22 protein-coding genes are annotated in these 19,134 nt (G+C 72.1%); 14 read left to right on the top strand and 8 right to left on the bottom strand.

The features are described from left to right. Nucleotides 1-83 precede the first annotated feature (83 nt). The gene (locus tag EXU48_RS08110) at nt 84-1,073 is read left to right on the top strand and encodes a LacI family DNA-binding transcriptional regulator (RefSeq protein WP_133107163.1); all 990 of its coding nucleotides are present in this window, start codon (nt 84-86) and stop codon (nt 1,071-1,073) included. Nucleotides 1,074-1,118: 45 nt separating this feature from the next. Then, nucleotides 1,119-1,622, top strand: a complete 504-nt coding sequence (locus EXU48_RS08105) for a hypothetical protein (RefSeq protein WP_133107162.1) — start codon at nt 1,119-1,121, stop codon at nt 1,620-1,622. A 23-nt stretch (nt 1,623-1,645) separates the two neighbouring features. Here EXU48_RS08105 and EXU48_RS08100 read toward each other — a convergent pair whose 3' ends face one another. The 3 genes from EXU48_RS08100 to EXU48_RS08090 all read right to left on the bottom strand — a co-directional run bounded on the left by EXU48_RS08100 (nt 1,646) and on the right by EXU48_RS08090 (nt 4,810). Further along, nucleotides 1,646-2,938: an N-acetylglucosamine-6-phosphate deacetylase gene (locus EXU48_RS08100; protein WP_133107161.1), complete on the bottom strand. Its 1,293-nt coding sequence runs from the start codon at nt 2,936-2,938 to the stop codon at nt 1,646-1,648. A gap of 112 nt (nt 2,939-3,050) precedes the next feature. After that, a complete protein-coding gene (locus tag EXU48_RS08095) occupies nt 3,051-3,830 on the bottom strand; it encodes a 6-phosphogluconolactonase (protein ID WP_133107160.1) in 780 nt (259 codons plus the stop codon). A 245-nt stretch (nt 3,831-4,075) separates the two neighbouring features. Beyond that, nucleotides 4,076-4,810, bottom strand: coding sequence for an HAD family hydrolase (locus EXU48_RS08090; protein WP_133107159.1), 735 nt, complete (start codon nt 4,808-4,810; stop codon nt 4,076-4,078). A 521-nt stretch (nt 4,811-5,331) separates the two neighbouring features. Here EXU48_RS08090 and EXU48_RS08085 point away from each other — a divergent pair. Both EXU48_RS08085 and EXU48_RS08080 read left to right on the top strand, forming a co-directional pair. After that, the gene (locus tag EXU48_RS08085; RefSeq protein ID WP_133107158.1) at nt 5,332-6,252 is read left to right on the top strand and encodes an LLM class F420-dependent oxidoreductase; all 921 of its coding nucleotides are present in this window, start codon (nt 5,332-5,334) and stop codon (nt 6,250-6,252) included. A 4-nt stretch (nt 6,253-6,256) separates the two neighbouring features. Then, entirely contained in the window at nt 6,257-7,240 is a 984-nt protein-coding gene (locus EXU48_RS08080) for a hypothetical protein (RefSeq protein ID WP_133107157.1), read from the top strand. A 22-nt stretch (nt 7,241-7,262) separates the two neighbouring features. Here the strand turns inward: EXU48_RS08080 and EXU48_RS08075 are convergent, their stop codons facing one another. From EXU48_RS08075 to EXU48_RS08055, 5 genes are read right to left on the bottom strand one after another with little or no spacing between them, the layout of a single operon-like run. Next, nucleotides 7,263-7,670, bottom strand: a complete 408-nt coding sequence (locus EXU48_RS08075; protein ID WP_133107156.1) for a helix-turn-helix transcriptional regulator — start codon at nt 7,668-7,670, stop codon at nt 7,263-7,265. Then, nucleotides 7,667-8,053, bottom strand: a complete 387-nt coding sequence (gene fliW, locus EXU48_RS08070; RefSeq protein ID WP_133107155.1) for a flagellar assembly protein FliW — start codon at nt 8,051-8,053, stop codon at nt 7,667-7,669. The genes EXU48_RS08075 and fliW overlap by 4 nt, the downstream gene beginning before the upstream one ends. Further along, a complete protein-coding gene (locus EXU48_RS08065) occupies nt 8,050-8,931 on the bottom strand; it encodes a flagellin N-terminal helical domain-containing protein (protein WP_133107154.1) in 882 nt (293 codons plus the stop codon). The genes fliW and EXU48_RS08065 overlap by 4 nt, the downstream gene beginning before the upstream one ends. 5 nt (nt 8,932-8,936) lie before the next feature. Next, nucleotides 8,937-10,352 carry a flagellar hook-associated protein FlgK gene (flgK, locus tag EXU48_RS08060; protein ID WP_133107153.1) on the bottom strand — a complete coding sequence of 472 codons (1,416 nt, stop codon included), beginning with the start codon at nt 10,350-10,352 and terminating at the stop codon, nt 8,937-8,939. A 7-nt stretch (nt 10,353-10,359) separates the two neighbouring features. Next, a complete protein-coding gene (locus EXU48_RS08055) occupies nt 10,360-10,842 on the bottom strand; it encodes a flagellar protein FlgN (RefSeq protein ID WP_133107152.1) in 483 nt (160 codons plus the stop codon). Between the two features lie 186 nt (nt 10,843-11,028). On the opposite strand from EXU48_RS08055, the gene EXU48_RS08050 reads away from it, so the two are divergent. The 10 genes from EXU48_RS08050 to fliG all read left to right on the top strand — a co-directional run bounded on the left by EXU48_RS08050 (nt 11,029) and on the right by fliG (nt 18,988). Then, nucleotides 11,029-11,832: a sigma-70 family RNA polymerase sigma factor gene (locus tag EXU48_RS08050; protein ID WP_133107151.1), complete on the top strand. Its 804-nt coding sequence runs from the start codon at nt 11,029-11,031 to the stop codon at nt 11,830-11,832. A gap of 119 nt (nt 11,833-11,951) precedes the next feature. Then, a complete protein-coding gene (locus EXU48_RS08045; protein ID WP_133107150.1) occupies nt 11,952-12,782 on the top strand; it encodes a flagellin N-terminal helical domain-containing protein in 831 nt (276 codons plus the stop codon). Nucleotides 12,783-12,929: 147 nt separating this feature from the next. After that, complete coding sequence (fliD, locus tag EXU48_RS08040; protein WP_133107149.1) at nt 12,930-14,321, top strand: flagellar filament capping protein FliD; 1,392 nt, start codon at nt 12,930-12,932, stop codon at nt 14,319-14,321. Nucleotides 14,322-14,378: 57 nt separating this feature from the next. Continuing rightward, nucleotides 14,379-14,798 carry a flagellar export chaperone FliS gene (fliS, locus tag EXU48_RS08035; RefSeq protein ID WP_133107148.1) on the top strand — a complete coding sequence of 140 codons (420 nt, stop codon included), beginning with the start codon at nt 14,379-14,381 and terminating at the stop codon, nt 14,796-14,798. Further along, nucleotides 14,798-15,154, top strand: a complete 357-nt coding sequence (locus EXU48_RS08030; protein WP_133107147.1) for a hypothetical protein — start codon at nt 14,798-14,800, stop codon at nt 15,152-15,154. The genes fliS and EXU48_RS08030 overlap by 1 nt, the downstream gene beginning before the upstream one ends. Nucleotides 15,155-15,344: 190 nt before the next feature. Next, nucleotides 15,345-15,686: a flagellar basal body rod protein FlgB gene (locus tag EXU48_RS08025; protein ID WP_133107549.1), complete on the top strand. Its 342-nt coding sequence runs from the start codon at nt 15,345-15,347 to the stop codon at nt 15,684-15,686. Next, nucleotides 15,686-16,075 (top strand): flagellar basal body rod protein FlgC, encoded by a 390-nt coding sequence (locus EXU48_RS08020; RefSeq protein WP_133107146.1) that lies wholly within the window; start codon nt 15,686-15,688, stop codon nt 16,073-16,075. Before EXU48_RS08025 ends, EXU48_RS08020 begins: the two co-directional genes overlap by 1 nt. Next, nucleotides 16,075-16,383 (top strand): flagellar hook-basal body complex protein FliE, encoded by a 309-nt coding sequence (locus tag EXU48_RS08015; protein WP_133107145.1) that lies wholly within the window; start codon nt 16,075-16,077, stop codon nt 16,381-16,383. Before EXU48_RS08020 ends, EXU48_RS08015 begins: the two co-directional genes overlap by 1 nt. Next, nucleotides 16,383-17,972: a flagellar basal-body MS-ring/collar protein FliF gene (gene fliF / locus EXU48_RS08010; RefSeq protein WP_133107144.1), complete on the top strand. Its 1,590-nt coding sequence runs from the start codon at nt 16,383-16,385 to the stop codon at nt 17,970-17,972. The genes EXU48_RS08015 and fliF overlap by 1 nt, the downstream gene beginning before the upstream one ends. Further along, complete coding sequence (gene fliG, locus EXU48_RS08005; RefSeq protein WP_133107143.1) at nt 17,969-18,988, top strand: flagellar motor switch protein FliG; 1,020 nt, start codon at nt 17,969-17,971, stop codon at nt 18,986-18,988. Before fliF ends, fliG begins: the two co-directional genes overlap by 4 nt. Nucleotides 18,989-19,134: the final 146 nt, after the last annotated feature.

Below are 19,134 nucleotides of genomic sequence, written 5' to 3'. Positions count from 1 at the left end.
TGGAAGCCATCACCGAGGTCGGCGGTGGGCGCCACCGTGGGCTCGATCACCACCGTCGCGAGATCGGAAAGGGAGAGGTAGTCATGGCCGTCACGCTCGCCGACGTCGCCCGCGCCGTCGGCATGTCCGCCTCCACGGTCTCGCGCGCCCTGTCCGGTACCGAGAAGGTCAACGACGCCACGAGGGAGAAGATTCGCCGCGTGGCCCAGGAGATGGGTTACGAGCCGAATCAGGTGGCGCGGTCGCTGACGTCCGGCCGCAGCGACCTGATCGGGCTGATCGTCCCGGACATCGCCAACCCGTTCTTCCCACCGATCATCAAGGCGGTCCAGAGCCGGGCCAGCACCAAGGGCAAGACGGTCCTGATCTCGGACGTCGACGAGCACCCGGCCGACGAGATCCAGCGGGCCCGCGTGATGCGCAAGCGGGTCGACGGCCTGATCGTGGTGTCCCCGCGCACGCCCGTCGAGTCGCTGCCCGAACTGGCCGCGCTGCAGCCGATCGTCTTCGTCAACCGCAAGGTCGACGGCGCAGCGAGCGTGATCATCGAGGCGTCCGAGGGCATCCTGGAGGCCGTGGAGCACCTCGCCTCGCTCGGCCACAAGCGGATCTGCTACCTGAACGGGCCGCGGCGGTCCTGGTCGAACTCCCAGCGGCAGGCGGCGATGCGAGCCGCGTGCGCCGACCTGAACCTGGAACTGGTCGAGTTCGGTCCGTTCGAGCCGCAGATCCAGGCGGGGGTCCGGGCCGCCGACCTCGTGCACAGCCGAGACATCACCGCGGTGATCGCCTATGACGACATGATCGCGATGGGGCTGATGGCCCGGCTGACCGAACGCGGGTTGCGCGTGGGGCCGGACATCTCGGTCATCGGCATCGACGACAGCCCGATGTCCGGCATGGCCTACCCCACCCTCACCTCGATCCACGTGCCGGGCACGCGGGCCGGCGCCACCGCCGTCGACCTCGTGCTGGATCTGGTCGACCACCCCGACGACGCCCCGAAGCCGGTCGTCCAGCTCGAGACCCGGCTCATCATCCGGGGGAGCACGGCCCCCGCGCCCACGCCGTAGAATCCGGCCCGACCCTGCACCCCTCCACGAGCGGAAGCCCCACAGATGAACCAGCCCGCGCCCATGGCCACCGACCTGCGCCTGAACACGACCATGCTCACCGGCGCGACCGTGTTCCAGACGAGGAAGGTGCGCCTGGAGTGGACCCGGCAGGACCGGATCCGGATCATCGATCTGGAGAGCCCCCAGGAGCAGGTGCTGGCCGACTTCGCACCCCAGGAGGTCGCGAAGGCGTCCTACGTCGGCGGCGTCTACGGTTCCCAGCAGTCAACCCTCACCCTCAGGACGGTGTCCGGGCACAAGTTCCGCCTCATGATCGATGATGCGGTCGTCAGCCCGCAGCCGTGGGAGTCCGTCGAGCAGTACAACGCCCGGGTCGCCCGCGACGGCATGCCCTCGGCGACCTGGTGGACCGAGCGGCTCGCGTCGTTCGGGGCGAACGCCAAGCACATAGGCGCCGGCAAGATCTGGCTCTGGGGGGTGGGCGGAGGGGTGGCCCTCGTCGCCGTGATCGTGGTGATCGCGGCCATCGCCGCGGCATTCGGCTGAGCAACGCCTCCGGGGCGTGCGCCTCAGGGTGCCGGGACCTCGCGGCCCCGGACGAACGTGCGCCAAGGCGACAGGCCGTCCGAGAACACCACCACGTCCGCGTCATGTCCTGGCGTCAGGGATCCCTTGCGGTCGGCCACACCGGCCACCCGGGCCGGACGGGACGAGCCCATCGCGAGCACCTCGAGCAGCGGCCAGCCGAGATCCACGTGCAGGTGGGCCAGCATCGCGGCGAGGGTGGTGGTGCTCCCGCCGAAGGCGTCGGCGCCGATGACCATGCCGACACCATCGCGCACCTCGCAGCGGACGTCCGCGAGGCCGTAGGTGTACCCCTCCGGCATGCCGGCGCCCTGGGTCGCGTCGGACACCACGACCAGCCGCTCGCCCAGGCACCGGCGGGCGATCTCGAGGAGCGCGGGCGGCAGGTGCTTGCCGTCGGCGATCACCTCCGCGGTGAGGGTGTCCGACGCCAGGGAGGCCTCGAGCAGGCCGGGCACCCGCCAGGGGCCGCTGCGCGTGGTGCTGGACTGCCCGCTCCACAGGTGGGTGAGGTGACTCAGGCCCGCTTCGACCGCCTCGGCCAGGGTCGGGACCGTGGCCTCGCTGTGTCCGGCGGCCACGACGGTGCCGGCGGCGGTGAACGCCCGGATGGCCTCGACGGCGCCCGGCAGCTCCGGTGCGAGCGTCACCATCGCGGGGGCGAGGGCCACCAAGGACGCCACGTCCGCCGCCGCCGGCGCGCACAGCTTGCTCGGCTCGTGGGCACCGGCCTGGGCCTGCGCGAGGAACGGGCCCTCGAGGTGGACACCGAGCAGATCGGCGCCACCGGGGACGCCGCGGTCACGCCAGGCGTGCAGGGCCCGCACCTTGCCGGCCATGACGCCGACGCGGTCGGAGGCGAGCGAGGCCTGGGTGGCGGTCACGCCGACCGATGCCAGGTGGCGCAGGATCGCGGGCACCGCGTCGTCGATGGGCGCGGGCACCCCTGCGGGCACGGACGTGTCGGTGGCTGCGGGCCCCTGGGTCCGCCCGGATCCGTCGGCACTCCCCCGGCGTTCGACAGCAGGGGTATCTCCACCCAGGGCTGCCTCTTCGAACGAGCGGCCGGCGGCCCCGTGGATGTGCAGGTCGATGAGACCTGGTGCGACGATCCGCCCGTCGACGTCCAGCACCCGCGCGGACCGCAGCAGAGCAGTCGACGGCGCGGCGGTGAGCACGTCCGCGACCCGCGTTCCCTCGAGAAGGACGCAGGCGCCGTCGAGCAGTTCGCCGTCGGCGACCACCCGGCCGGACGTGAGCAGTACCCGTTCGGTCATCTCGGCCCCTTCACGATCCCGAACCTACCGGGCCGGTGGCCCCGTGGACCCTCCGTGGAGGACCGACCCGGCCCACCCCCGCCGGCCGGGTCGGCGTTCTGGCCGCCGAGCCTCAGGCCCGTGCGGCGATCAAGGACGCGGACGCCGGCTCGAGGAAGAGCCGGGCGTTCGGGGACTCGCGCAGCTTCGTGGCCGGGCAGGCCGTGCTGACCTCATCCGACAGCGCCCGGGCCACGGCCTCGGCCTTGCGGGCCTCGGGCGCGCAGACCTGAACGTGCGATGCGGACAGCAGCGCCGGAATGGTCAGCGAGATGGCGGTCTTCGGGGTGGAGGCCTCGTCCGGGAAGTGACCCTCACCGATCTGCTGCTGCACCGACTCGGGGGTCAACGTGATGACCCGGGCCCAGCGTTCGTCCTCGAAGTCCGCGTCGTAGGGCTCGTTGAAGGCCAGGTGGCCGTTCTCGCCGATGCCCATGCAGACCAGGTCAAGCGGCTTCTCGCGCAGGAGCGCCTCGTAGCGGTCCGCCTCCTGCTGGGCGTCGGGAGCGTCCCCGATGATGTACTCGACCTTGGCCGGGGCGAACGGCTGCTCGATGCGTTCGCCGATCCAACGGCGGAAGCTCGCGGTGTGGTCCTCGTCGATGCCGACGTACTCGTCCATGTGGAACGCGGTCACGTCGCCCCACGGGACGTCCTGGTCCTTGAGCGCCTCGACGAATGCGAACTGGGAGTTGCCCGTCGCGATGACCACCCGCGCGTGCCCGTTCGCGGCGACGGCGTCACGGATCACCGCGGCGGCACGGGCGGCGGCGGCCGCCCCCATCTCCCGCTCGGAGGCGTACACCTCGACGGGCAGTTCTCCGGCGACGAACTGCTGGATCGGCTCCGACACTTGACTCCTCCTGCGCTTCCACTGGGTGTGATCGGCGTCCGGGGGCAAGCCCCGGCGCAACGGAATGCAACCGTACCGCAACCGCGTGCATTCCGCGATTGCCCACGTTTTGTGATGCAGACCCGGACCTGACCGTGGACGTGCAGGACCGCTTGCGGGACGGTGCTCCCGCCCGGCTCGGTGCAGCGCGAGCGGTGGAACCGAGGCAGGTGGATGCGTCGGAACCGCACCGCAACGTGGGGCCCTCAGGCGCCCAGGGACTCCGGCGGGACCCCGTCGACGATGGCGCGCACCGCCGTCGGCAGTTCCGCGGCGGAGGCGACCGTGTGCAGCCGGCGGACGTGCTCGGGCGGGATCTCCGCCTCGAGCTCCAGCGCCCAGGTGAGGTGGTACGGGACGTGGACGCCCCAGCCGCCGAGCGCGAGGACCGGCGCGATGTCCGAGCGCAGCGAGTTCCCGATCATCACGAACTCGGTCGGGTCCGCCTCGAACTCGGCCAGCAGTCGCGCGTAGGTGGCGGCGTCCTTCTCGCTCACGATCTCGATGCGGCGGAACAGGTCACCGAGGCCGGAGTCGCGCACCTTGGCCTCCTGGTGGAACAGGTCGCCCTTCGTGATCATGACGATCGGGTGCTCCGCGGCGATCTCCTCGACGGCGGCCCGGATCCCGGGCAGGAGCTCGACCGGATGACGCAGCATGTCCTTGCTCAGCACCACGATGCGGTGCAGGTCGGCGGCGCTGATGCGCTGACCGGTGACCTCGATGGCCGCCTCGATCATCGACAGGGCCATGCCCTTGACGCCGTAGCCGAAGACGCTCAGGTTCGCCCTCTCGACGGCGGCGAGGCGGTCGAGCGCACCGGGGCGGGTGACGTACGGGGCGACGATGCGCTCGAACTCCGCCTGGGCCGCCTCGAAGTAGTCCTCGCTGCGCCAGAGCGTGTCGTCGGCGTCGAACGCGACCATCCGGATCTGCGGCATCGCTCGAGTGTAGGAGCGCTGGTCCGAGATCCGTGTCGGAAATACCTTGGCGTGCGGCGACGACGGACGTAGATTGGCGGCACACGCGAAAGGAGGTGGTCCGAGACGTGAAGAATCTTGGGACTCGTGAGGTGGCTGTCCGCTAGCCGCTCGTCAAAGTGATCGGACGGCATGCCGTCTCCACGGCGCGCGAGCGCTAGCGAGACCACGGCAGCCACCGGAGCCCCGCGGGGCCGCACCTTCGTCCAGTGCGGCACCCCGACACCACGTCGGGAACCGCGGGGCTTCTTCGTGCCCGGTGGGCGCGCCACCCTCGCCGACCTAGGACCCGAGAGGTCGAGTTCGGACCCATCGAGGGGCGATCTCACCACCTCAGGTACTAGGTCAGCCGCCTGGGGCGGGGCAGTGTCACGCAGGGGCCGCGCAGGGCAGGGCAGGGCAGGGTAGGGCAGGGCCGGGCAGGGCAGGGCCGGGCCGGGCTCGGCGCGGCCATCGACGACCGGCCGTGGCAGGGTGGACCCATGCAACTGCGCATCTTCACCGAGCCCCAGCAGGGCGCCACCTACGACGACCTGCTCGCCGTCGCCCGGGCCACCGAGGATCTCGGCTTCGACGCGTTCTTCCGGTCCGACCACTACCTGACCATGGGCGGCGACGGCTTGCCGGGGCCCACGGACGCGTGGACCACGCTCGCCGGCCTGGCCCGGGAGACCTCCCGGATCCGGCTGGGCACGCTGGTCTCCTCCGCCACCTTCCGCCACCCCAGCGTGCTTGCGATCCAGGTGGCCCAGGTGGATCAGATGTCCGGCGGACGGGTCGAGCTCGGGCTCGGCTCCGGGTGGTTCGAGGCCGAGCACACGGCCTACGGGATCCCGTTCCCGACCAAGCGCTTCGGGATCCTCACCGAGCAGCTCCAGGTGATCACGGGACTGTGGGGGACCCCGCTGGGCGAGACGTTCTCCTTCGCCGGCGAGCACTATCGACTGACCGACTGCCCGGCGCTGCCGAAACCGGTGCAGGCCTCGATCCCGGTGATCGTGGGTGGCCACGGGCCCCGGCGCACCCCGGCGCTCGCGGCCCGGTTCGCCACCGAGTTCAATCTCGGCTTCGCCGAGTTCGACGAGATCGCGTCCAAGCTCGAGCGGGTGCGCCGGGCCTGCACCGAGGCCGGCCGGGATCCCGACAGCCTCACGTACTCCGCCGCCCACGTGCTCTGCGTGGGTGCCGACGAGGCCGAGTTCGGGCAGCGTGCGGCCGCGATCGGGCGCGAGGGCGCCGAACTGCGCGAGCACGGCATCGCCGGCACCGTGGCCGAGGCCGTGGACCGTCTGGCCCGGCTGCGCGAGTCGGGCGTGGAGCGGGTCTACCTGCAGGTGATGGATCTGCAGGATCTCGACCACCTCGACCTGATCGCCCGGGAGGTCGCGCCCCAGCTGGGCTGACGCCATGCGCTTCACGATCAAGGGTCGTTCACACCACCTCACGCCCGAGAGCGTCCGCGAGTCGCTCGCGGGGCGCCGGCCCGCGCGGATCCAGCTGCACTGGGTCGCGGTGGCCGGCCTGCACTGGCCGGTCAAGCAGGCGTTGGAGCTGTGCACCGGCCTGTACCGCGCCGACTTCACGACCGAGACCGCGCGGCGGATCTTTCAGCAGCTCGGGTTCCAGGTCTCCTCCTCGGCAACCGGGCGGACCCGGCGCCGCGGGGTCCCGATCACCCGTCGACCGGAGGACGTCACCGGGGACGCCGAAGCTGCCTGGCACCATCTCGCGACGGCGTTGTTGACCCCGTCCCTGAGCCGGTTCGTGGACGACTGGGAGAGCGCGCTGTCCGGACGGACGACCGCAACCCTGACGGCGTCGAGCGGTGAGGTCGACGGCTCGGCACTGGACACGCCGGCGTCCGACCAGAATGTGGCCGCCGAGCTGATCGAGTACGCCAGCCTCACCCGCCGGCGTGCGGACCGGCTGAGCGCGGTGAGCACGGCGACGGCCGTCGCGCTCGGTCTGCAACGTATGCTGCGCCCCGGCGAGCGGATCCTCGAACCGCCGAACCTGACCGGCCGGGCGAGACCGGCCTTCGACCTCACGACGACCCACCGGCGCGCGCAGTTCGTCCTCGGCCCGCTGACATCGAACAACACGGTGCGGCAGCGCCGGGCCATCTCCTCGGTGGTGCGCCTGGCGCTGGACACGTCCGGAACCATGCGCGAGCTGTGGACGTCCGACCCGCTCTTCGCCGACTTCCTCCGCTCGACCGACGAGACCGTCGAGTGGGGCCTCTCGCGCTCGCCGCGGGCGCTGCGGGAGGCGTTCGAGGACGCCTACGCCTCGACGAGGATGCCGGTGCGGACGTTCGTGAACGGGCCGGCGAGCGACGTGGAACTGCAGGACCTGTCCGACCTCGTACCCCAGGCCCGCCTGCTCGACTGATCCCGGCGCGGCACCACGACGCTCAGTCGCCGGTGTCCAGCGCGGCGACCAGTCCGTGCGCGTACGGTTCCCGGAGGTGTCGGCGGGCCCTGCCGACCCGCCCGGCGGCCCGGCGGGCGACGTAGTCCGAGGCTCGCACGACCTCGATCGAGCCATCGGGCCGCAGGCGTGTCATCGTCGGCGAGAAGGGCCGGGCCGCGAGCCATTCGCGCACCTCGTCGACCCGCCAGAGAGGGGTGGCGCCGGCCCGCCAGGCCGGCTGTGGGAAGCCCGTCGAGGAGTCCCGGCGGTAGGACCGCAGGGTCCCGACGGCGATCGCGGCCAGTGCGGCGATCTCGCGCAGGCTCAGGTAGCCGGGTAGGGCCGGGGTCACCGACGCGCCCGCGTCGTCGGTGTCGGCGACGGGGTCCGCCCGGTCCGGCTCGCTCATCGTGGGCTCACCGGCTCGCCGAGGGGGTGCTGCAGCGGCCAGTCCTGGTTCTCCAGGATCACCTGGAGCGCGGCCCCGCTGCCTCGGTGCACCACGACCGGCGCCATCAGGTTGACGGTCGTGACCTCGCCGGCGGGGTTGGCGACCACGAAGACCTCCGCCTCGGCCGCGTCCGAGAGGCCGAGCCGGGTGCCCTGCTCGGCGGAGAGCACCGGGGTGTACCCGGACAGGTGCGCCTGCGCGTCGACGAGGAACAGCCGGAGCCCGTCCGCGCCGGGCGCGGTCAGGGTGAGCAGGCCGGTCGCTGCCGGCACCGGGGTCAGCTCGAACTCGACGTGCGGGGCTAGTCCGGGGGGCGGCGAGAGGAACGTGACGGCGCTCATCGGAGGAAGTCCAGCAGGCTGTTCTGGAGCACCCGAGCACTGACGCCGAGCGCACCCTGGTAGGCGACCTCGGCCGACTTGAGGTCGATGATCGTCCTGGCCATGTCCACCCCTTCGACGGCGGAGAGTCGGTTCTCCAACCCTCCCATGCGCTGCTCGTTGGCCGCTTCGGCCACCTCCAGCCGGTTGTACCTGGTGCCCACGGCGGTGAGCTCGCCGAGCATCTGCTGCTGACGCCCGTCGAGCTCGGCGAGCCGCGGGGTCACGTCCACCCCGGAGCGCAGGTCGGCCGCGATGTCCGTGAGGAGCGAGAACACCGAGCCGGTCCCGGACCCGAACACCGCCACGCCGTCGCCATCGACGCGGACGGTCGAGTCCGGGCCGATCCGGCGCTGCACCGTGGCGCCGGGGACGCCGTTGTGGGTGCCGTCGGTGTCGAACGCGGTCGGCGCGTCCGAGGTGCCGGCGAACACCGACCGGCCGCCGTGGGTGCGGTTCGCCTGGTCCATCATGGCCTCCCGGAGCGAGTCGATCTCGGTGGCGAGCGCCTCGCGGGCCGCTGGGGAACTCGCCCCGTTGGCACCGGTGAGGGTGAGGTCCTTGGCCCGGCCGATCAGGTCGATCCCGGTCTGGATGGCGTTGTCGACCACGGTCACCCAGCCGAGGCCGTCCTGGGCGTTGCGGGCATGCTGCTGGGCGACCCGGTGCTCGCCGCGAAGACGCAGGGACTCGGCCGTTCCGCTCGGGTCGTCGGACGGGCGTGAGATCCGGGTGCCGCTGGTCGCCTGCTCGGTGAGCCGGTTCAGTTGGGCCAGCGAGGCCTGCAGGTTCTGTGCCGCCGTGCGGGCGGTCAGCTGATGCGTGACTCGGGTGATCATGGCGCTCACCTCCCGACGATCCCGGTCCGGTTGATGAGGGTGTCGAGCATCTCGTCGATCGCCGTCATCACGCGGGCCGAGCCCTCGTAGGCACGTTGGAAGGTCATCATGTTCATGGTCTCCTCGTCGAGGTCGACGCCGGCGGTGCCCAGTTGCAGGTCAAGGGCCGAACCGGCGGCTAGAGCCGCGAGGGCGGCGCTCTCGGCCTCACCCCGCGCACGGACACCCGTCTCGGTGACGAACGTGGCCCAGAGCGCGTCCGGAGCCTGCGAGCCGGAGCCGATCTGAGCGAGCGTGTCCGCCACCGAACCGTCCTGGCCACCGGCACCCGGGGCCCCGGTGGCCAGCGCGGTGGCGACCACCCGCAGCCCCGCCGCGGCCGGCGCGCCCGCGCTGAGGCCGAAGAAGTTCCCGGCCGGGACGCCGTCGGTGGTCAGACCGGGCGCGTGCACGGCGTTCACCTTCGCGGCGAGGTCGGTGGCGAAGGCGTTGTAGGAGGCCGCGGCCTCGGCGAGCACGCCGCCGGTACCGTTGCCGTTGGCCGGGGCGAGCAGCGAGACGGTGCCTGCGAGCTCGCCACCGCCCAGCCCCGCCGAGGTGCCGGGCCGGTGGGCCCAGGCCACCCGTACCGGGTCGGTGGCGGCATCGGCCAGCCGGCCGGCTCCGGCGACCACGACCGGGTTGTGCGTGGCCCCGGAGACCAGCGGGTTGCCGCCGACCAGGACATCGACCGTGCCGTCCTCACGCTGGCGCACCTCACCGCCGGCGATCGCCGCGATGGTGGTGGTGAGATTCGAGCGCTGGTCGATGAGCTCGTTCACCGATCCGCCGGCGGCCGCCGTGGACCGGATCCGTTCGTTCAGTTCCGCCACCGCAGCGGCCGCGCCGTTGAGCTCGCCGACGAGGGCGTCGGCCTGCTCCCGGGCGCGGCTCCACTGCGCGTCCACCTCGGCGTAGCCCTGGTTCACGGCGACGGCCACGCTCGCGGCGGCCTCCCGCACGACGATCGCAGCGGACGGGTCACCGGGCCGGTTCGCCAGGTCCGACCAGGACGCCCAGAACTGGTCGAGCTTCGCGGCCAGGCCGTTCTCACCCGGCTCGCGCAGGGACTCCTCGAGCGCGGCGAGCGCCGTGGCCCGGACGGCCCCGAAGCCGTGCGAGGAGGCGGTGCCGCGGACCCGGGCGTCGACGTAGGCGTCCCCGAGCCGGGTGACTCCGTCCACCCGGACACCACGCCCGGGCTCCGGAGCACCGGCGAACAGCCCGAGAGTGGCCGGCGAGCCGACGCCGGAGAGTTCCACCCGCTGGCGGGTGTACCCGACGGTGTTCAGGTTCGCGACGTTCTGGGCCACCACGTCGAGGGCACGACGTTGGGCCGTGACGCCGAGGAAGGCGGTGTTCAGTCCGGCGAAGGTGCTCATCGTGTCCTCACAGTCTCTTGTCCACGAGCCGGGCCGCGCCGGTCTCGGCGCGGCTGGCTCCGTGGGAGTCGTACGTGCCGACCGCCCCGTCGAGCCCGGCCAGCGTCTCCTGGGTGGCTCGCAACCCGGTGCGCAGGAACTGCGCGTTCGCGTCCCGCAGGTCGCGGATCCGGGCGGTCAGCGAGGTCAGTGCGGTGAGGTGCTCGGTGAGCACCTCGTCCCAGGGCGACGGCGCGTGCTGGATCAGCTCGCGCAGGCTGGCGCCGTCGGCCGCTCCCCACCGACCGGCGACCCCGGCGGCCTCGACATCCCGTGCGAGTCCAGATTCGTATAGACGCTCGACTACCTGTTCCACCTCCCGGGTGGCATTGGCGAGCCAATCGGTGCGCCCAGCGGTGAGCAGCAGCTGCTCCTCGGTCAACTTGAACAGAAGCAACTCGAGCAAGTTCCTTTGGTGCCAAATGGCGGCAGACAGCTCCTGCGCTCCCATGTGATCCCCGATCCGGTCCGTCGCGAGGACTCGTTCCCTCGCATGATCCACTCTCGGCATCGATCCTGCGCTCGTAAGGTCTAGTCCAACGTCTATACATGCGCTATGGTCGTCCCTGCACGATCAGCGGCCGGTCCCGGCCCGACACCGAGCGTGCGTCCGTTCTGAGGTCCCGGGGGTCGAGTCGTGAATCGTGCCGAGCGCAATGCGGTCGTGGTGGAGAACCTGCCGCTGGTCGGCTATCTCGTCGCCGACGTCTGCCGTCGGGCCACGCACCTGAGCCGCGACGACCTGGCTTCGGCTGGCGCGGTCGCCCTGGTGACCGCCGCCGACGCGTTCGACCCGACCCTCGGGGTGCCCTTCGGGGCCTACGCGCGGCAGCGGATCATCGGCGCGCTCGCCGACGAGATGCGGGCGGGCGACTGGGCGACCCGCTGCGCCCGTAGCCGGATCCGTCAGACACTGTCGGCGAGCGAGCAGCTGCGCGGCACGCTCGGCCGCGAGCCCTCCCGCGAGGAGCTCGCGGACGCCCTCGGGGTCGAGGTGGCCGGCGTGGACGCCGCACTCGCGGATGCGGCCCGGACGGTGCACTCGCTCGACGACGTCACCATCGACCGCCTCCACGACACCGACGGCTCGCCGCAGGACGCGGTCATGGTCGCCGAGCGCGCCACGTACGTGCGGGCCGCGGTCGCGGCACTGCCGGAGCGGATGCGCTACATCACCGAGCAGGTGTACTTCGCCGACCGCACCGTGAACGAGATCGCCGCGGAGCTGGGCATCTCGCACGCCGCGGTGTCCCAGCAGCGCGCCGAGGCGGTCCGGTTGCTGCGGGACGGGCTCGCCACCCACTACCGCGACGACGACGGCGACGCCCCGGACCCGACGTCACGGGTGGCGCCGTCGCGCCGACGCGCCTTCCTCACCGAGCTCGCCGCCCTGACCCAGGGCGGCTTCACCCGCCCGGAGGCCGTGCGCGCCGTGTCCTGAGGACCCCGCGACGGTCGTCCGAACGGACTCCTTACATCCCGAGCGACGCTGCCGAGAGGTAGCGCTGACGGCCCACGGATGGGCCGGACACGATCAGCCCACTCACGGAGGAAAGCATCATGGGTTTCGCAATCAACACCAACACCTCGGCGGCCAACACCTACCGCAACCTGGCCATCACCCAGGACCAGCAGGCCAAGTCCCTGGAGAAGCTCTCCTCGGGTCTGCGGATCAACCGCGCCGGTGACGACGCGGCCGGCCTGTCCATCGCCGAGGGCCTGCGCAGCCAGGTCAACGGCTACACCGTGGCCGCCCGCAACGCCCAGGACGGCATCAGCGTCGTCCAGACCGCCGAGGGCGCGCTCGGTGAGGCACACTCGATCCTGCAGCGGATGCGTGACCTCGCCGTCCAGGGTGCGAACGACACGAACAACGCCGACTCGCGCACCGCGATCTCCAACGAGCTCGGCGACCTCACCGACGAGCTCACCCGGATCGCCGACAGCACGAACTTCAACGGCATCCAGCTGCTTGACGGCACCGCGGCCGACCTCACCATCCAGGTGGGTGCGGACTCGGGCACCAGCTCGCAGATCACGATCGGCCTCGCGACCAACAACCTGACGGGGGTCGTCACCACCCTGGGCACGCTCGACGTGACGGACGCGACGACGGCGCAGGCCGCCATCGACTCGATCGACACGGCCATCGCCTCGGTGTCCACCGGCCGTTCCGAGCTCGGTGCGACGCAGAACCGCCTCGAGTACGCGGTGAAGAACATCAACGTCTCCATCGAGAACCTGACCGCGTCCGAGTCGCGCATCCGCGACGTCGACATGGCCAAGGAGATGGTGGACTTCACCCGGTCGCAGATCCTGTCGCAGGCCGGCACCGCGATGCTCGCGCAGGCCAACCAGGCCTCGCAGGGCGTCCTCCAGCTGCTCCGCTGAGCCACGGCCGGCCGGTGATCCCCCCACCGGCCGGCCACCGGTTCCATCGGCAGCAACCGACGCCCGGGGTGGGAGCCGTCCCGTCCGGCCCCCACCGCGGGCGTCCTCGTCCCACCGGCCTCGTCCCATCTGATCGGAGTTCTCGCGATGGCCTCCTTCGGCATCGACGGCATCATCAGCGGCCTCGACACCACCTCGCTGATCAATGCACTGATCACGGCCGAGGCCGGGCCCCAACGGCTCCTCGCCTCCAAGCGCACCACCGCGGACAGCCTGATCGCGGCCTGGCAGTCCCTGAACACCAAGGTCGCCGCCCTCACCGAGCGGGCGAAGGACCTCACCACCGACACCGGGCTGCAGCCGCGAACCGCGACCAGCAGCGACCCGAGCGTGACCGTGACCGCGGCGAAGGGCGCCGGCGTCGGTGAACTCTCCGTCGTGGTCTCATCCGTGGCCCGGACCCAGTCCTCGGTGACCGCCGCGATGTCCGCATGGGGCACCGACCCGGCCGTGCTCACCGTCCGGTCCGCGAGCGGCGAACTCACCGAGATCACCGCCGGCAGCGGCGACCTCGACGCCGTGGTCGCCGCCGTCAACTCCGCCGACGCCGGCGTGCGCGCCTCGAAGGTGGCCGCCGGGGTCGACCCGGTGACCGGCGAGGCACTGCACCGGCTCCAGTTCACCGCGGCCGGCTCCGGTGCCGACGCCGCGTTCGAGGTCTTCGCCGGGTCGTCCGCCGATGTGACGGCGGGTACCGCCGAGGACCTGTTCACCCGCCCGGGTGCCGCCCACGTACGCGCCGGCGCCGACGCCGTCGTGACGCTCTGGGCCGGAACGGCGGCCGAGCAGCAGGTCACCTCGGCGACGAACACCTTCACCGACCTGATGCCGGGCGTGGATGTGACCGTCTCGACCGCCGGCCCGGACCCGGTCACCGTCACCGTGGCCGCCGACGCCGACGCCCAGGCCACGACCGCCGAGGAGCTGGTCGGCGCGCTCGCGGAGATCTTCGCCGAGATCGCCACCCGCAGCCGGGTCGCCGCCACGACCGGCGCGGACGGCAAGCCGGTCGTCAGCGGCGGCCTGTTCGCCGGGGAGTCCACCGTGCGCGAGGTCTCATCACGGTTGCTCACGGCCGCGACCGCACCGGTCGAGGGCCGGTCCCCGTCCGAGATCGGCATCGTGATCACCCGCGACGGCACCGTCGAGTTCGACGAGACCGCCTTCCGCGAGGCGCTCGCCGCCGACCCGGACCGGGTCACCAGCACGCTGGGCGCGATCGCCGGCCGCGTGAGCGAAGCCGCGGAGGCGGTGTCCGCGCCCAAGACCGGCCTGCTCAGCGTCCGGATCACCGGCGAGCAGGACCGGGTCGAGGACATCGGTACCCAGATCGCCGAGTGGGACCGCCGGCTCGTGTCCCGGCGGGAGACGCTGCAGCGCACCTTCACCGCCATGGAGGTCGCGCTGTCCCGGCTGGAGTCCCAGCAGTCCTACCTCGCCTCGCAGCTCGCCGGCCTGGCGACCTCGAACTCCGTCTGACCACCCTGACCACCCCGACCACCGAGAGGAGGCAGCCCCGACCGGGGCCCGCCACCGATGTCCACCTTCAGTGCCGCCAGGCAGTCCTATCTCCAGGACCAGGTGCTCGCCGCCTCGCCCGCCCGCCTCGTCACCATGCTCTACGACCGTCTGCTCCTGGACCTCGGCCGCGCCGAGGCGGCGAACGTGGCCGGCGACTGGAACGAGGCCCGTGGCCACGTGGTCCACGCCCAGCGCATCCTGACGGAGTTGATGACAACCCTGGACGTGGACGCCTGGGACGGTGCGGTGCAGTTGCACGCGATCTACTCGTTCGCACTGTCCCGGCTGCTCACCGCGACCACGACCCGCGACGCCGCCCTCGTGACGACCGTGCGTGAACTCCTCGAGCCGATCCGGGAGGCCTGGCACGAGGCTGCGGCGATGGTGCCGGCGCTGCGCAGCGCGGCGCCGAACGGCTCGCTCGGCGTGGCCTGATGGCCCCGACCGACGCGCACGTGCCCGTCCTCGCGGCCGTGCCCGGCACCCCGAACACCTGGGTCGAGTTCCTCGACGCCCTCGAGCACGAGGCCCGTCGTGCCGCGGCAGCGACGTCGAGCACGACCGAAGCGGCGCAGTGGCCCCTGCCCTCCGTCGCCTGGCACCCGCCGTCGGGCCTCGGCCCGCTCCCGGCCGACCTGCGCGACCGGGCGCGCGCGGTCGTGCACGCCCAGCAGGAGGCCGCGACCGCCCTCCGGGAATCGATGGCCGCGGCCCGCCGGCACCGCGCCGCGCTCGCCACCGTCCCGAGCGCCGACGCCGGGCACCCGGTCTACCTGGACGTCACGGGCTGACCATCGCGTCAAGACGCCACCTGGGCGTCTCCCTGTATGCGCGGTCACTGTCGCCTGCGACGTCTATACATTGCTCGCACGGAACCGCTTACCGACGTCACGCTGCTGCCGAGAGAGGGAACTGAGCACGGATCGCTCAGCCCCGGCCACGGATCGGCCACCGCAGCATCGACACGAAGTGAGTCTCCTCGTGCTGGAATCCGTGACCTCGCTCGCGATCTCGAGCGCCCTGGATGGCCTGTCCGCGCGGCAGCGTGCCATCGCCTCGAACATCGCGAACGTCAACACCCCGAACTACACCGCCCGCCGGGTCGCGTTCGAGGACGCCATCGCCCGGTCCGTGGCCGCGGGCGACGGAGGCGCCGAGGCGACCGAGCAGCGTTCCCTCGAGCCCACCCGGCTCGACGGCAACAACGTCAATCTCGACACCGAGACGCTGTCGAACGTCGACACCGTGCTGCGCTTCCAGTTCGCGGCGCGGGCCGCCGACGGCCCGTTCACGGCCCTGCGCACGGCGATGAGGACGAACTGATGACCTTCGACGCGATCGGCGTGGCCGGCACCGGCCTGACCGTGCACCGCAAGTGGTTGGACGCGATCAGCGACAACATCGCCAACGCCAACACCGTGACCAGCACCGGCGGCGAGGCGTTCCGGGCGCGGTACGTCCTCGCCACCGCCGGCGAGGAGGGCGGCGTGTACGTCCAGGGTGCCGCCTACGGCGACGCCGAGGGCCGGCTCGTGCATGAGCCGGACCACCCGCTCGCCGACGCCGACGGCTACGTGCGCTACCCGGACATCGACATGGCCTCCCAGATGTCGCAGCTCATCCTCGCCCAGCGCGGCTACCAGGCCTCGGCCGCCGTCGTCGACCGCGCCAAGGACACCTACACCGCCGCCCTCCAGATCGGACGCAACTGATGCCCATCGACGCCATCGGCGCACTCGGCGCCGCACAGCAGACCGGCGCACCCGCCGCCGTCGACCGGGCTGCGGCCGCGACCGGCCCGGAAGGCTTCGGCGCGGCCCTCACCGGGGCCCTCGAGGACCTGCAGGCGCTGCAGGGCACCTCGAACGAGCTGGCCATCAAGGCCGTCACCGGTGACCTCACCGACATCCACCAGGCCACCCTGGCCAGCACCCGTGCGCAGGTCACCCTCGAACTCGTCGCCACCATCCGGAACAAGGGTGTGGACGCGTTCAACGAGATCATGAGGATGCAGGCCTGATGGCGGCGACCCTGACCTCCTGGTTCGGCCGGCTCGTGGAGTCGGTCCGCGCGTTCAGCCTCGCCCAGCGCACGCTGGCCCTGATCGGGATCGCGGTGCTCATCCTCGGCTCCGTCGCGCTCTCCTCCTGGCTCTCCCGCCCGTCGTTCACCCCGCTGTTCTCCGGGCTGTCCCCCACCGACGCGAACACGATCGTGGAACAGTTGCGCACGAACGGCGTCGAGTACCAGCTGACCGACGGCGGTTCCACGGTGCTGGTGCCGGAGGAGTCGGTCTACGACCAGCGCCTCCAGGCCGCGGCTGCGGGCCTGCCGAGCTCCTCGACGGGTGGCTACTCGCTGCTCGACGACATGGGGGTGACGACCAGCGAGTTCCAGCAGGAGGTCACCTACCAGCGCGCCCTCGAGGGTGAGCTGGCCGCGACCATCGGCGCCATGTCGGGCGTGCGGACCGCCTCCGTGCGCCTCGCCATCCCCGAGGAGACCGTGTTCGTCTCCCAGGCCACGAACCCGACCGCGTCGGTGTTCATCGAGACCGACGAGGGCGTGTCCCTCAACTCCGACCAGGTGCAGGCGATCGTGCATCTGACCTCGGCGTCCATCGACGGCATGGCGCCCACGGACGTCGCCGTGATCGACGCCACCGGGCGGGTGCTCTCCGCCGTCGGGCAGGGCGCCACCGGCACCCCGGACCAGCAGGCGAGTGACCACGAGGAGCGGGTCCGCGCCCAGGTCCAGGCCATGCTCGACCAGGTCCTCGGCGCCGGGAACTCGACCGTCGTGGTGGCGGCACAGGTCTCCACCGAGTCGGCCGAACGGCTCGAGGAGAGCTTCACCGCGCCGGAGGGGGCGCCCGCGCACTCCTCCTCGACGACCACCGAGACCTACACCGGGTCCGGCGGCACCGGGGCCGGTGTCCTGGGCCCGGACAACATCGCCGTCCCGGACGGCGAGGGCGACGCCGGGGAGTACTCCTCGGAGTCCGAGGTGAACGACAACGCGCTGAACTCGGTCACCCAGACCACGACCATCCCGGCCGGGACCCTGATCCGTCAGTCGGTCTCGGTCGCGGTGGACACCGCCGCCGCGGCGCCGGTGAACATGGCCGAGCTGTCCGCGTTGGTCGCCACGGCCGCGGGCGTGGACATCGCTCGCGGCGACGAGGTCACGGTCACCCCCGTGCAGTTCGACACGTCCTCCGCACAGGAGGCGCAGGACGCGATCGCCGCGGCCGCGGCCGCGGAGACGGCCCAGCAGCGCGCGGACCTCACCCGCACCGGCATGATCGTCGCCGCGGTGCTGGCCGCCGTCATCGTCGCGCTCGTGATCTACGCCCGCCGCAACCGCCGCCAGAACCGGGAGTCGATCGACCTCGGCCCGGCCACCATCGAGACGATCGAGGACGGGGCGCGACCGGAACTGCCGGCCGACCCCGAGCCCCGGTTCGAGCTGCCGCCGCCTCCGTTCCTGGACAACGGCCCGGAGGACCTGGTGCGCAAGCGCGCCGAACTCGACTCCATCGCCGAGCACGACCCGGACCGGATGGCCGAGGCCCTGCGTGACCTGATGGACGAAAGGCGCCCGGTATGAGCGTCACGGACACCGAACTGACCGGTGTGCAGAAGGTGGCCCTGCTGCTGATGCAGTTGGAACAGGAGCGCGCTGCCAAGGTGATGCAGCGCTTCACCGAGGCCGAGGCCGAGGAGATCACGGCGGAGATCGTCCGGCTGCGCCGGGTGGACCGGTCGGTGGCCGATGCCGTGGTCACCGAGGTGCACGACTCCACGATCACGAGCCGGTTCCGCTCCCGCGGGGGCAAGGACGTGGCCACCGGTCTCCTGGAGGCCTCGTTCGGCTCCGAGCGGGCCGCCGGCGTGATGACCCGGGTCGAGTCGTCGATGGCCGGCCAGCAGTTCGAGTTCCTGGACACCGTCGAGGACCCGCACCTCGTGCAGCTCCTGGAGGGGGAGCACCCGCAGACGGTCGCGATCGTGCTGGCGCACCTGCGTCCCGAGCGCGCCTCCGGGGTGCTCTCCGTGCTCCCGGACCACCTGCGGCCCCAGCTCGCCAGGCGCATCGCCACCATGGGCCCGTCGTCACCCGAGGCCGTCTCGATCGTGGCCGAGACGCTGAAGCAGCGGGTCGGCGCCGCCACCGCGTCCCGTGAGGCGGCCGACAACGTCGGCGGGGTCGTCCCCCTGGTGGAGATCATCAACCGGGCGGACAAGCGCACCGAGACCGCCGTGCTCGAAGGACTCGACCAGCTCGACCCGGACTTGGCCGAGGAGGTCCGGGCCCAGCTGCTGACGTTCGCCGACGTGGTCCACGTCGAGGACCTGGACATGCAGAAGGTGCTCCGCGGGATCGACCCTGCGATGCTCGCGATCGCCCTGCGGGGCGCCACGCCGGCGATCTCCGACAAGATCACCGCCAACATCTCCAGCCGCAACCGGGAGATCCTCGACGAGGAGACCGCGCGCCCCGTGCGCCTGCGCGCCTCCCAGGTCGAGGACGCCCGGAACGAGGTGGTCCTGGCGATGCGGCGCCTCGAGGCGAGCGGCGAGCTCGTGGTCGTGCGCGGCTCGGAGGATCGCTATGTCGACTGACTCCCCCGCGGCCGCGGCCAGGTTCGCCCCGGCCGTCTTCCCCAGCACCGGGGCCGGCGCGGACCCGCGCGGCCAGGAGCAGGCGCAGCGGCGCGGGCACGCGGCCGGGTACGCCGCCGGCCTGCGCGCGGCCCGGGCCACTCTCG

It is taken from the genome of Occultella glacieicola, from assembly GCF_004353825.1.
Lineage (GTDB): Bacteria > Actinomycetota > Actinomycetes > Actinomycetales > Beutenbergiaceae > Occultella > Occultella glacieicola.
This window is presented reverse-complemented; position numbering and strand designations above follow the sequence as displayed.